Origin of the sequence: Pseudoalteromonas sp. Ps84H-4, assembly GCF_024124645.1 — a bacterium.
Lineage (GTDB): Bacteria > Pseudomonadota > Gammaproteobacteria > Enterobacterales > Alteromonadaceae > Pseudoalteromonas > Pseudoalteromonas lipolytica_C.
In genome coordinates, this window is sequence record NZ_JAMXSK010000012.1 from 37,596 (window position 1) to 50,916 (window position 13,321).

13 protein-coding genes are annotated in these 13,321 nt (G+C 39.6%); 3 read left to right on the top strand and 10 right to left on the bottom strand.

What is annotated here, in order from left to right:
- Positions 1–126 precede the first annotated feature (126 nt).
- Both NH454_RS11825 and NH454_RS11830 read left to right on the top strand, forming a co-directional pair.
- Positions 127–1,104, top strand: a complete 978-nt coding sequence (locus NH454_RS11825) for a tRNA-dihydrouridine synthase (RefSeq protein ID WP_138557976.1) — start codon at positions 127–129, stop codon at positions 1,102–1,104.
- A 51-nt stretch (positions 1,105–1,155) separates the two neighbouring features.
- Positions 1,156–1,491: a TraR/DksA C4-type zinc finger protein gene (locus NH454_RS11830; RefSeq protein ID WP_135924218.1), complete on the top strand. Its 336-nt coding sequence runs from the start codon at positions 1,156–1,158 to the stop codon at positions 1,489–1,491.
- A gap of 14 nt (positions 1,492–1,505) precedes the next feature.
- On the opposite strand, the gene NH454_RS11835 is transcribed toward NH454_RS11830, so the two are convergent.
- From NH454_RS11835 to pyrC, 10 genes are all read right to left on the bottom strand, one after another.
- The gene (locus NH454_RS11835) at positions 1,506–2,513 is read right to left on the bottom strand and encodes a hypothetical protein (RefSeq protein WP_253039176.1); all 1,008 of its coding nucleotides are present in this window, start codon (positions 2,511–2,513) and stop codon (positions 1,506–1,508) included.
- A 56-nt stretch (positions 2,514–2,569) separates the two neighbouring features.
- Positions 2,570–3,829 (bottom strand): tetratricopeptide repeat protein, encoded by a 1,260-nt coding sequence (locus NH454_RS11840; RefSeq protein ID WP_253039177.1) that lies wholly within the window; start codon positions 3,827–3,829, stop codon positions 2,570–2,572.
- A gap of 11 nt (positions 3,830–3,840) precedes the next feature.
- Positions 3,841–4,458, bottom strand: a complete 618-nt coding sequence (locus NH454_RS11845) for an energy transducer TonB (RefSeq protein ID WP_135924215.1) — start codon at positions 4,456–4,458, stop codon at positions 3,841–3,843.
- Complete coding sequence (locus NH454_RS11850) at positions 4,458–4,862, bottom strand: biopolymer transporter ExbD (protein ID WP_054551557.1); 405 nt, start codon at positions 4,860–4,862, stop codon at positions 4,458–4,460. Before NH454_RS11850 ends, NH454_RS11845 begins: the two co-directional genes overlap by 1 nt.
- Before the next feature lie 14 nt (positions 4,863–4,876).
- Entirely contained in the window at positions 4,877–5,401 is a 525-nt protein-coding gene (locus NH454_RS11855) for a MotA/TolQ/ExbB proton channel family protein (protein WP_135924214.1), read from the bottom strand.
- Positions 5,401–6,765, bottom strand: coding sequence for a MotA/TolQ/ExbB proton channel family protein (locus NH454_RS11860; RefSeq protein WP_135924213.1), 1,365 nt, complete (start codon positions 6,763–6,765; stop codon positions 5,401–5,403). The genes NH454_RS11855 and NH454_RS11860 overlap by 1 nt, the downstream gene beginning before the upstream one ends.
- A 6-nt stretch (positions 6,766–6,771) precedes the next feature.
- Complete coding sequence (locus NH454_RS11865) at positions 6,772–7,542, bottom strand: DUF3450 domain-containing protein (protein WP_135924212.1); 771 nt, start codon at positions 7,540–7,542, stop codon at positions 6,772–6,774.
- Positions 7,543–8,016: 474 nt separating this feature from the next.
- Positions 8,017–8,631, bottom strand: a complete 615-nt coding sequence (locus NH454_RS11870) for a response regulator transcription factor (protein ID WP_135924211.1) — start codon at positions 8,629–8,631, stop codon at positions 8,017–8,019.
- Positions 8,632–9,122: 491 nt separating this feature from the next.
- Positions 9,123–9,332 (bottom strand): cold-shock protein, encoded by a 210-nt coding sequence (locus NH454_RS11875; protein WP_036967526.1) that lies wholly within the window; start codon positions 9,330–9,332, stop codon positions 9,123–9,125.
- Between the two features lie 339 nt (positions 9,333–9,671).
- Positions 9,672–10,718 (bottom strand): dihydroorotase, encoded by a 1,047-nt coding sequence (pyrC, locus tag NH454_RS11880; protein WP_135924210.1) that lies wholly within the window; start codon positions 10,716–10,718, stop codon positions 9,672–9,674.
- A gap of 190 nt (positions 10,719–10,908) precedes the next feature.
- Between pyrC and NH454_RS11885 the strand changes: the two genes are divergently transcribed.
- Complete coding sequence (locus tag NH454_RS11885; RefSeq protein WP_253039178.1) at positions 10,909–13,281, top strand: EAL domain-containing protein; 2,373 nt, start codon at positions 10,909–10,911, stop codon at positions 13,279–13,281.
- Positions 13,282–13,321: the final 40 nt, after the last annotated feature.

Genomic DNA, 13,321 nt, shown 5'->3' on the forward strand with positions numbered 1-13,321 from the left:
AACTGAAAATTACTTTCAAAATTACTAAATTATTTTCTGAAACCGATGATAAAGCAAATTACGATTTATCAAATATAGAATAGCAGGTAGAATACGCGTCCAATTTTTATTTAGTATACAGGTATCATGCGACTAGTTTTAGCACCAATGGAGGGAGTTGTCGATTTCAAAATGAGACAGCTACTCACTGATTTAGGTGGATTTGATTTATGCGTTACAGAGTTTGTTCGTGTCGTTGAAGACACACTACCCGAGCGTGTATTTCATCGTTATTGCCCTGAATTAAAAGCCGGTGGTTATACCCGTGCTGGAACACCAGTGCGGATTCAATTACTAGGCCAAGTTCCTAATGCATTGGCTGAAAATGCAGTCAAGGCAATACGCTTAGGATCTCATGGTATCGACTTAAATTTTGGCTGCCCAGCAAAAACTGTTAATAAAAGTAAAGGTGGTGCTGTACTTTTGAAAGATCCTGAGCACATGTACGAAATAATCAAAGCCGTACGTGATGCAGTTGATCCACGTCATGAGGTCAGTGCAAAAATCAGACTAGGGTTTGATGACGATAGCAACAGCCAAGAAATTGTTGATGCTGTTGTCAGTGCGGGTGCATCAAGTCTTGCTATTCATGCAAGAACGAAAAGAGATGGATATAATCCACCGGCATATTGGGAAAAGATCCCTCCGTTAATCAAAAATAAAAACATTGCTGTGGTTGCTAATGGTGAAATTTGGCAAGTTGAAGATGCATTGCTGTGTCAAAAACGCAGTCATTGCCAAGACTTAATGCTTGGTCGTGGTGCTCTAGCAATGCCTGATTTAGCAAAGCAAATAAAAGCACATGTCGAAAATGAGCAGTACACTCCGATGCTTTGGGAGCATGTGATTTACCATATTATTCACTCTTCTATGCATCAAGATGAAAGCAAGTGTGAGAAATATTTTGCTTCTCGAACCAAGCAGTGGCTTGGATACCTAAAACGCCAGTACCCACAGGCCAACGCACTTTTTGATGAGATTAGGCGTTTAAAAGCCAAAAATGAAGTTGCAGATGTACTTAGAAAGTATGCCAAAGCGCCGAGTATTGATGCAAATCATAACTAGCTAACTTGTTTTGTTTGATAATGTCAGTATTGCCCACTTGGAATAAACGCGATGAACAATACTGAAATTCAAACAAAGTTATCTGCAGAACTTGCGCAGGTTAGACAACGTTTACTCGATATGCTAACTAATTCTGATCAAGGCTATCACCAACAATTGCTTTCGCAGTTAAGCGAAACCCCTCCTGCAGATTGGCTAGAATTAACCTCAAATAAGCTGGGTCCTGAATATCAAATTTTAATTTCTAGACTCGAAAAGCTAGAGGCGGCGTTATGCCAAATAGACATTGGGCAATATGGCTATTGTTGTGATTGCGAAGAAAAAATTGATGATGAACGCTTATTAGCAGACCCTGCTAGCCAACGCTGTAGAAGCTGCGCTCCTTAGAGCGCAGCAAGGTATTATGAAGAAAATATAAAGCTCGTTGCAGGATAAAGAATAATATCTTCGATAAGCCAATCAGCTTCTTGTTTCGTCACCCCCAAACGCTTTATTAGATTTACTCGCGCTTGCTGTTCACTCCAAGTGTGATAATGAATACCAAGATCTGTTTCCATCATCACTAACCAAAAATACTGCTCGCCCGCTGATAACTCCCGCTTACTTTGTAAAGGGTCTCGATATTCGAGCTGCCAGTCAAGACCCGCCACATTCTCATCTTGACTAAAAAACTGCATTACTAGAGGAGTACTGTGTGAGGTCGGTAAATGAAACGCCACATTGTGTATCGCTATTTGCTTTAATTGAGACTGAATATTGCTAAGCCACGTAAGAGGAGGTTGCGTTTTCGCTCCAAAGTAATTCAACTTGCTCTGGTACCAATCTTTACCATTTGCAAGCCCCACTAAACCTAACTTGCTACGTGGTGTGTATTGAGATAAATATTGTTCAAGCTTTGAAAGTGCTGAGTGTACCACTTCATCATCATTATTAGTTAGGTGGTTTTGCACCATTGAATGTAACAACTTAAGCTCAATTTTATTTAGTTTTAAACTACTTTCCTCTGCTTGCATTAATTGTGTTTGTACTAATTCCAACCACTTAGCTAATTTTTGAGCAGAATAATCTTTTTTATTAATTGCACGACTAACAACATCGCGCTGCTCTGGCCAAACAAAATAACGTTCTGGATAACGCTCAGCGATGATCAGGTAATTTAATTGCGCCTGTTGCGATTCATCTAGCGCGATACTTTTCAAGCCTTGATAATTGAGGTGACGAGCTTGTAAATACTCGTTCGAAAAAGGCCAACTTGTTACCGAATCTGAGCTTGATTGATTAGATAGTAAGTTATTTATGTTACTGAGTGCTTGCTGGCCTTCATCAAAGTGATTGAAACGAGGAGGTTGCTCTGAGCAAGCTGTTATCATCACACTTGCGACAAGTAAAAATACGATCTGTCTTAGCATTATAAAATTCCATAAAAAAAGCCCCAGAGGGGCTTTTTAATTTAAAACAACATCAATTAGATTTTCACGCCATTACGGTTCGCTTTATCTTTGATGAAGGTTGACCAGCTCTTCGCGAATTTACGCGTACGCGGATCGTCCATTGCTTTAGTGATAGCGTTATAAGCTTGCTTGTACTTCTCTTGGTAGTAATAAGCTTCAGCTAAGTCAGAGTAGATAGTTCCTTTTTTATCAGAACCTAACTCTAACGCCTTGTTCAAACGAACAACGGCTGCACTATAGTTTTGCGATTGTAAAAGTAATGAACCTGCTTTGCGGTAAAGCTCTGCATCGTCATCAAATTTAGCCGCTTCTTCATAGTATTTAGCTGCTTTCTCAATATCTTTTGAGCGGTGGTAATTAGATGCCACTGCACTGATATTTTGCTTATTACGCTTAACTTTATTTTCGTTAATTGCCTTTTCAAGCACAACTGCTGCTTTGTAAGGAATATCGTTTAACGAATAGAAGTTAGAAAGTACTTTGTATTCAACTTCATTTTCAAAATAGCCATTTTTATAGGCAACTTCCATGGTCGCAAGACCTTTCTTGAAGTCTTCGGTTTGTAGGTAATATTTACCCAAACCAACCCAGGCTTTTTTGTCTTCAGGCCAAACACGAACAATCTCTTCAGCTACTTCTACCATGTTTTTGTACTGTTTAAGTTCAAAATAGGCAGCAAGCTTTAATTGGTAAGAGGCTTTAGCAGGCTCTTTTGCCAATTCGATTGCTTTGTTTGCAGCAGGAAGTACGTCTTTATAAAGTTTTAACTCGTAGTTTGCTTGTGCAATACGTGTATAAACTTTGTCGTCTTCCTCACCTGTGAAGTCCATCCAAGCTGCATAAGCTTCTTTTGCTTTTGCATATTGCTCTGTACCTGCGTACATGTCACCTAATAGTTTTAGGCCTTGCTCTTGGTCAGCAAAGTTTAAAACATCAGGTTTAACAGCTGCTTGAATGTGCTTGATAGCTAACTGGTACTGCTCTTTTTGAGCGTACATTTGACCTAAATAACGGTCAACAGTTGCTCTGTCGAAGTCATCCGATGCATCAATTTCTTTAAGCAATGCAATGGCTTCGTCAAGCTTTTCTTCATTGTACAAGTCAAACGCTTTAATTACTTTCTTACCAACGCGCTCACCCATAACTTTAGTTTTTGCTTTTTTACGCTCTTCAATTTTCGCGTAGTCTGGCGCCGCTAAAGCAGGTGCAGTAAATACCACACCCGAAAGTGACATAAGAAGCGCAAGAGCAGTTACTTTAGATAAATTTCTCATTACTCGCCTCCTTAGTTGCCTTGATTAAGTTTAAAGTCTAGTTGTACTTGAAGACCAAATTGCTTTTGTGGCTTACCATCAATAACTTTTGGACGGTATTTCCACTTAGATAACGCTCGCTTAGCTTCGCGGTCGAAGATACGTTTAGGATCTGCATCGATCACTTCGATATCTTCTACACCACCTACTTCGTTGATAGTGAATGAAAGTTGAACCCAACCTTCTTTACCATCACGCGCTGCTTGCGTTGGGTATTTTGGTTCAATACGAACGATAGGTGTAGCATCACCATCACGTCCAAATGCACCAGGACCACTTAGGCCACCAGCTGTGCTTCCCACATCGATGCTTGGCATATTAAATGACAAACCACCAGTATTTGGGTTGCTGTTTTCCGGCTGAGGCGGCTGCGGTTTAGGCGGCTGCTTTGGCGGTGGCGGAGGCGGAGGCGGAACACGCTTCCTCTCCTGCACCTTAGATTCAGGCGGATTCGTCATAATTTCGACTACAATCTGTTCTTTTTGTTCAGTCGCACGATCAGCTCCACCGGAGATGAGGTACGCCATGAAGTAGAACAAGCCGAAAGTAACTGCCCCACCTGCAATCAGTGAAAACAGAAAACGAATCATTACTGATCTCCAGCTATTGAAATTTTAAGGTTATCACCCGTCGCTTTGATCTGGTCCATAACTTTAACTACTACGCCGTGTTTTGCTTCTTTATCAGCTTGCAAAATTACAACTTCAGTAGGTTGTTCTGCTAATAAACTTTCAAGTTTAGCTGATACACGCTCAACGTCTACTTGTTGTTTATCAATCCAGATTGCACCGTCAGCACGGATAGCAACAAAAATGTTTGCATTTTTTTGCTTCGTAGCTGCAGCTGCTTTAGGTTTATTGACTTCGATACCAGCCTCTTTAACGAACGATGTAGTTACGATAAAGAAAATAAGCATGATAAATACGATGTCAAGCATTGGCGTCATGTCAACCGCTGCTTCTTCTTCTTCACGAAAACGTTGTTTACGTGCCATATTTAATTCTCTCTCTAGTGATGAGGCATGCTATCTACAAGTTTAGCTTTCGCCATTCTCGCTCTTGCCTCAAGGCGTGAGCTAAAGAATACTCCAGATAGTGCCGCAACCATTCCAGCCATTGTTGGGATTGTTGCCATTGAAATACCTGATGCCATTAAACGTGCGTTACCAGTACCTTGAGTAGCCATGGTTTCGAAAACCGCGATCATACCCGTTACAGTACCTAGTAAGCCGATTAAAGGACAAACAGCTACTAATGTCTTAATCAACAACATACGCTGATCTAATTTTTCAGACGCTTCAGAAATCCATGCTTCACGGATTCTGTGTGCGTACCAAGACGTAGTGTCTTGGCGGGCATCCCACTGAGCTACGATATCCTTCGTCATACGAGGAAACTCAGCTAGTAGGAACCAATAGCGCTCAATCATTAAAACCCACATAAGAAAGAGTGCTATCGCGACCACGTATAAAACCTGGCCGCCTGTGCCAACAAAATCCCTGATAGATTCCCAGATCTCCATCAGGACTAGCATTAGGCTTTCTCCTTCTCCGCGTGAGCAGCGATAATACCAGCGCTTTGCTCATCAAGGACATGTAAAACCGACTTACTACGACCCGCAACAATTGAGTGAAGTAGGATAAGTGGTAGAGCTGCAATTAGACCTAGCGCAGTAGTAACAAGTGCTAGAGAGATGTTACCAGCCATGATCTTCGGATCACCTGTACCGAACAATGTGATTGTTTGGAACGTTAGGATCATACCGATAACCGTACCTAGTAGACCTAGTAATGGAGCGATTGCTGCCAAGATCTTGATGATGTTGATACCAGCTTCGATGCGAGGCGTTTCACGTAGAATTGCTTCGTCAAGTTTAAGCTCAAGGTTTTCAACGTCTTGATTCTTGTTGTCAGCGTAAACCTTAAGAATACGACCCAGTGGGTTGTTTGTATTCGGAGTAGAAAGGTTTTTAAGCTGGCTCTTAATCTTAGTGCTAGTAAGCGCAAGATCAATGAAACGAACGATGAAGATAAGTAGACCAACAACAAGTAATACTGTGATGATGTAACCTACTTCAGCACCTTGCTCGTAGTATTCCATTAACGATTTCTTCTGCGTGTTGATACGTAAGATCGCGCCGCGAGTCGGGTCGATGTATACGCCAGCGTAGTTATCTGCAGAAGTTTTTTCTAAATCGCTGATACCCGCTAGGATGTAGCTATCAGGTTGCTTACCTAGAGGTTGGATCGCTTTAGTTTCTGGAGAGTAGATTAAGTAACCTTCGTCAGTAACTAAGTTGAAGTTACCAATACGCGTTACTTTCTTCATTGAAGATGAACCGTCAAGACCTGCAACTTCAGTTTCGAAAGTTGAAACTTTAGCTGATTCAGTCATTTCAGTTTGAAGAGAAATCCAAAGTTCTTCAAGTTCACGTACAGTTGGAAGCTCTTTCGCAGCAGCTAGTGAGCGAAGTACTTCAGCACGTCCTGGTTTTTCAGCAGAAACAAGTGATGCTTCGATTGAACCGATTGCATCAGCAGCTGCACGACGTACAACACCGAACATCTCACCTAACGTACCTTGAGCATTTAAAAGAGCTTGCTCTTTCTCAGCTAAAGTATTTTCGTTTTGTGCGTATTCTTTAGATAAACGGTCACCACGTGCTTTTTCAGCAGCTAGATCGCTTTTTGCTTTGTTAAGTAACGCTTGCTTGTCAGCACGAGCTGAAAGGAACTCTTGTTCACGTTGCTTGTTTAATTTACCTTCAGAAATACGTTCTTGCTTAACTTGCTCAAGAATTTTGTCTAAAGCATCAGTGTTTGCGTGTGCATTAAGCGCGGTACCTGCAGAAACAGATAGTACTGCTGCAACAGCAAAACCTTTAAATAGTTTCTTCATTATTGATTACTCCGCGCCAAAGATTGGTAGTTTAACAAGTTCTAATGTCGCTTGTTTACGCGCCATACGGATAACTTCTTTAACAGGTTTTAGGTATTCTTCACCTAATTCTTTCCACTGTTTAGTGTTGTTATCCCACACCCACGCGTGCTTAAGGTCAAAAGACTGTGCTACGTAAGTGATACGACCTAAACGACCGAAGTCTACGTTGATGTTTTTGCCATCAACTTCAAGCGTACCTTGTGAAGCTGTAACAGCTGAGCTGTATGCAGTTTCAACAGTGTAAGCTTCAAGAACTTGGCGGAATTTTTCAGATGTAGTAACTGAAGCTGATGCCATGATGTCACGTAGTCTTTCAACACGTGCTAGGCGGTTTTCAAGATTGAACGGAACGTCCGCTTTGATGAATTGCTCAAGCGTATCGATCATGCGATACATCAAAGGCACAACGTTTTGTTTCGTGTTATCGATTGTTGCGATTTGACGGTCAAACGATTCGATAGACGCGTTTTGGTCAGCGACCAAACGTGCTACGTGATCATTATACACCTTCATTAGCTCAGTTTCGTCAACAACGCTACGGTACTCAGCGATTAGCTCCTGAGTTTGACCATATACATTGTCAATTTTAGTTTGAGACTTAACAGCAGCCTTTTGAATTTGTTGACCTGCATCTTGCACATCTTTCAAAGGATCTGCAATCACATTGCTGCTTGCAAATGCAAAAGCGCCAACCAACGCTGATGCTACAAGACTCTTTCTGATTTTAACAGACATAGTTCCCAACCAATTAAGTAATGTTACTTTTATAATTTAATTACCTTCCGAAGAAGACAACCCTGATATCTTTTAATAGATATCAACCCTCCAATAATGCTAAATGCATCAGAGTCTGTCAACTTGATGTTCGGCTTTCGTCCGAAAAATTTGGTAACTCGTCGTTGATAGGAAAATAGCTCGAACAATCAATTAACAAAAATATAACAGACCCATCAAGGGGAAGGTTCTAAAGCCCTTTACTAGCAAACACCACGTTCATGCTGGGTTCAACCTTAAACATAAATGTAACATTTAATAAAACCAGAAAAGGCATAAGAAAATTTAAAAAAAAATTCTATTTAGTGATCTAAAAAATCTAATTTGCAGAATTTTTATGCACTCATCAGTAGGTAATGTTTAGTAAATGCACAATTGCCTTACTAAACACAAGGATGAGCGAGAATTTATCTCTCACCGCTAAGGGTGAGAGTCTCAAAATATGGCGCGGTCTTTAACAAGCTTTGCTAAAGAGATAATTGAATCAACCTCAAGCTTTTCAAAGATTTTTGTCTTGTACGTACTTACTGTTTTGTTACTAATAAACAGCTTTTCACCGATATCTTTGTTTGAGAGGCCCTGTAGTAAGTAATTCATCACTGCAAGCTCTCGCTCTGTCAGTAATTCATCAATATCTTTTTCAGATGCTATTAAATGCTCTTGAGGAAAGAAGGTATAACCCCTTAAAATCATCTCTACTGCAGATGAAATATCCTCTAAGCTTTCAGCCTTGTTAACAAAACCTTGCGCGCCTAATTTAGCCGCTGTTCGAATAATGTGTTTATCTTGCTTTGCTGATAAAAATAGCACTTTACCAGAGAAGCCACTGCTAACTGCGCGTTTGTATAAACTAAAGCCATCTGAATCTTCTAATTCGATATCTAAAATAGCTAGCGCGACATTATTACTTTTTAAAAACTGTAATGCTTCCTTTTGACTCGCAACAGCTTTTACTTCATTAACCAGAGTTGACTTTGATAGTACCATCTTGATTGCTGTTGCAACCATTGGGTGGTCGTCTACCAAAAGTATATTGTTTCCTATGCTCATCGATTAGCGAACCTTCATTATATTTCATCAAACAAGTATAAGTTACTCAGAATTTATTCCACTTGTGAATACTTTAAGTTTAGCGGGTAATTTTGAGATTGTTGAAAATATCTCAAACATTATAAAAAAGAGGTAACTTAACCTGTTGATCAAAACTACTAGCCAATACAACAGTCAATGTTGCATTGAGTAAATCCCGTCTATGAAGCATATAATACTTTAGTTATGGAGAGTAGCTTTTAGAGGATTGTTATCGAACTTTTAGCTTAATGTCTGACTAAAAAAACCCGAGACAATGCCTTTGGGGGATTAGTAATTCGGTACAGACTACCAAGTATGAGGTACAAAGGGATTATTTATATAAGAAGTAGAAGAAAATGGTTTAGGAGAAAGCGTAGTATGAATGAGGTAGAAAAAATTGATAAGAGGTATAAATGAATTTTGGTGAAACAGAAACTGTTTCACCAAAATACTTAGTTTCGCATAACGAATTATGCTACTTCTACGTTCTCAGCTTCAGGGCCTTTTTGACCTTGTTTGATGCCGAAAGATACTTGTTGGCCTTCGCTTAAAGTGCGGAAGCCTGTACCTGTGATAGCACTGAAGTGTACAAATACGTCAGGACCATTTTCTTGTTCAATAAAACCGAAGCCTTTTGCTTCGTTGAAGAACTTAACTTTACCAGTAACCGTGTTTGACATACCAAATTTTCCTGTAAGTCAATTATTAAAATTCAGCCATAATGGCTCTATCCTCCCTGAGTGAATGCCCAAAAACTAGGGGGTAAAGTACAGGAAGAACCAATAACCAACCGGTAACCGAACAAGCCGCACATTATCCGTAAATTCTATACGCAAAAACTCAAAGCAATTTAAGACTAACACATTAAATAGCTTTTAGCTCTATTAATCGAAAATTATTTTGAGGTCAACGGCTAAACTTTTAAATATGACAGGCATATTTCTAAACAATTAAAAAATAATAAAAAAGCCCAACGTAATGTTGGGCTTCTGAATAATATTAGCTAACAGTAAGCTCGCTTACTTAACTTGCCAATCCATGTTAGCTTCAGCTTTGATCGGCACTACCTCAGAGTCTCCTAGTTTGTAACTTGCAGGAACAGTCCAGCTTTCTCTTACCAGTGTGATCGTGTCTTTATTACGCTCTAAACCGTAGAAGTCAGGGCCAAAATGGCTCGCAAAACCTTCAAGCTTATCTAAGGCTCCCGCCTCTTCAAATGCTTCAGCATATAATTCAATCGCTGCATGTGCTGTGTAAGCACCTGCACAGCCACACGCAGCTTCTTTTTTATCTTTATAATGAGGCGCAGAATCTGTGCCTAAGAAAAACTTTTTGCTACCGCTTGTCGCTGCAGCAATCAATGCTTGCTGATGAATATTACGTTTTAAAATTGGTAAACAATAATAATGTGGACGAATACCGCCCGCTAGCATGTGGTTACGGTTATAAAGTAAGTGGTGAGCTGTGATTGTCGCCGCTACATTATCAGGTGCGTTATTAACAAACTCTACGGCATCTTTAGTCGTAATATGCTCAAGTACTATTTTAAGTTTAGGGAAGTCAGTTACTACATCGGCTAAAATTGTATCGAGGAAAACTTTTTCACGGTCAAAGATATCAATTGATGAATCTGTCACTTCACCATGCACTAGCAGCAACATCCCTACTTCTTGCATTGCCTCAAGTACTGGGTAAATATTTTTGATTGATGTGACACCTGAGTCTGAATTAGTTGTTGCACCCGCAGGGTATAATTTTGCCGCAACAATTTTACCCGTTGCTTTTGCTTTTTTGATTTCTTCTGGTGAGGTTTTGTCCGTTAAATAAAGCACCATCAAAGGTTCAAAATCACCCTGAGGACCTGCGGCTTTAATTCGCTCATAATATGATAAAGCACTGTCAGTGCATGTGGCCGGTGGAACAAGGTTTGGCATAATAATCGCACGCCCCATATAGCGGCTTGCATCACGTACAGTATCGGTTAGCTGATCACCGTCACGTAAATGAATATGCCAATCGTCTGGGCGGGTAATTGTTAGTGTTTCAATCTTATTTATATCTGACATTGCTGGTTTCCACGGCTAAAGTTAGAGGGATAGCGCAAACTTTATACAAATAACGAAGTTATTTTTTGAAGTTTGTGTTCAGATGCCTAGTTTACACCAGTTGCTGTTTTTTTTGAAAATAACTTTGTAGATAGTTTGATAGTAGGTTACCGTAATAAGTTAATAAAACATTTGGGTTACTTTTCTTTCTATGTCTAAGAATTTAGATACAGCGTTTGCACTTGAGGTCAAAACTGACCAGCTCCATATTATTAATCAATTCTCTTCATCGCTAATGCAATTAGATACTGTTGAAGAATTATTAGAGTATGTGACTTCGCAAGTAGTAAGCAGGCTTGGATTTATAGAATGTGTCATATTTTTAGTCGATGATGAGTCTCGTACATTAAGAGAAGTTGCGTCTATGGGAACCACTCTCGCAGACGATACATACCATATTGTGCGCACCGAAATTAGTTTTGAGCAAGGTATTACTGGGTATGTCGCTTCAACCGGTAAACCGTTAATGATTGGTGATGTAACAAAAGACGAACGCTATATTGCCGATGCCCGCCCTGCACTTTCTGAACTCTGTGTTCCTTTAGTATATAAAGAAAAGGTATTAGGTGTTATTGATTGCGAGCACCCGCAAAAAAACTATTTTAATGACGCCCATTTAGAAATTTTATCTACAGTCGCACATTTACTCAGTGCAAAGTTAAATCAAGTCAGAACTGTAGAAAACCTTCAGCAAACAGTAAAACAATTGAACGATGCTCAAAAGTTGGAAAATTGCATGTTGCAAATCGCCAACCTTACTTATCAGTCAAGTGAACTCGATAGCTTTTTTGAGTCTTTACATAGCATTATCACCTCGTTACTCAGAGCAGATAACTTTTTCATTGGGCTATATGATAAACAAAGTGATGTTTTAGATTTAGTTTATATTATCGAAGAAGGTGTCCGTTCTAATGCACATACTAAAATTTCTAAAGAACTCTTAAAAGATACGGCCTCTTACTACCTTTTAAAAATCGATAAATCACTGTTGTTTAATAAAGAGGCGTTTCAACAACATATTGATGCGGGTCATTTTAAAATGGTTGGTCGACAAGCAGAGTCTTGGCTTGGTGTGCCATTTAAAGTAAATGATCGAATAAGTGGAGTCATTGCAGTTCAAAGTTACAGTAAACACTACCACTATAATGAACATGACCGTGCTTTACTTACTTATGTCAGCCGCCAAATCAGTATGGCAATCGACAGGCAGTTATCACGTCAGGAGCTAGAACATCGTGCATTACATGACGAACTTACCGGACTGGCAAATAGATCACTCCTCATCGAACGAATAAAACATGGTATTTTGCGCTTAGCACGCGCAAATAAAGGCACACACCATGCTCTACTCTATTTAGATTTTGATCGTTTTAAGAGCATCAATGACTCACTCGGCCATGAAGTGGGAGATCATTTTTTAGTAAAAATCTGCGAGCTCATACAAGGTACGATCCGAAATACAGATACATTTGCTAGATTAGGTGGAGATGAATTTGCCATTTTCATGGAAAACATTACCGATAAACAACAAGTTCAAGATGCTCTTGAGCGTATTAAGGCAGCTTTAGCAAAACCACTGAATATTGATGGTCATTTATTACAAGCATCAACCAGTATTGGCGTAGCATTCTGTGAAAGCACAAATGATAAGGCTTATAAACTTTTGCAACATGCCGATGCAGCTATGTATGAAGCCAAGTCGTCAGGCCGTGGGCAAGTTAAGTTATTTAACAATACCATGCGCAAAAAGTTAAAAAATCATGCCGACATTGAAAATGACTTACAACATGGCATTGAGCACAATGAGTTTGAGCTTTATTACCAGCCCATATTCACAATTCAAGATACACAGGTTGTTGGTTTTGAGGCACTTGTTCGCTGGCATCATCCAACCAAAGGTTTTGTCTCTCCTGCCGACTTTATTCCTGTTGCAGAAGATACTGGTCAAATAATCAATCTAGATTTACATCTTCTAGATTTAGCTGCGCAACAAATAGCCAATTGGACAAAACAAGGCCTATCATTTGGTAGAGTCACTGTTAATGTTTCCTCACGACACTTTGCAAGTTTAGACTTTGTTTCGCAAATACACGCATTATACGCAAAGCATCAATTACCTTTAGGCTCGCTTTGCATTGAGATCACAGAATCTGGCTTGATTGGAAATTTAGAGCTTGCGACTAAAATTATTGAGGGATTATCGCCACTAGAAGTTAAATTATGTCTAGATGACTTTGGCACTGGTTATTCTGCACTTGGATATTTGCATCAACTACCAATCCACATTTTAAAAATAGATAAAAGCTTCATTGATCACTTAAGTAAAGGACAAAACCCATTAGTAGATGCGATTTTATCCTTAGCACAATCTCTACAATTAGATGTTGTAGCCGAGGGTATTGAAACAAATGAGCAACTTGCTATTTTAAAACAAACTCAGTGTAAGTTTGGCCAAGGTTTTCTCAAGGCCCGCCCTATGCCGATCAGTGAAGCAGAAAACATTATACGTAATGGTCTTCACTAAGAGTATGAAAATGAAAGCCTTACACTAGCAAGGCTTTCAT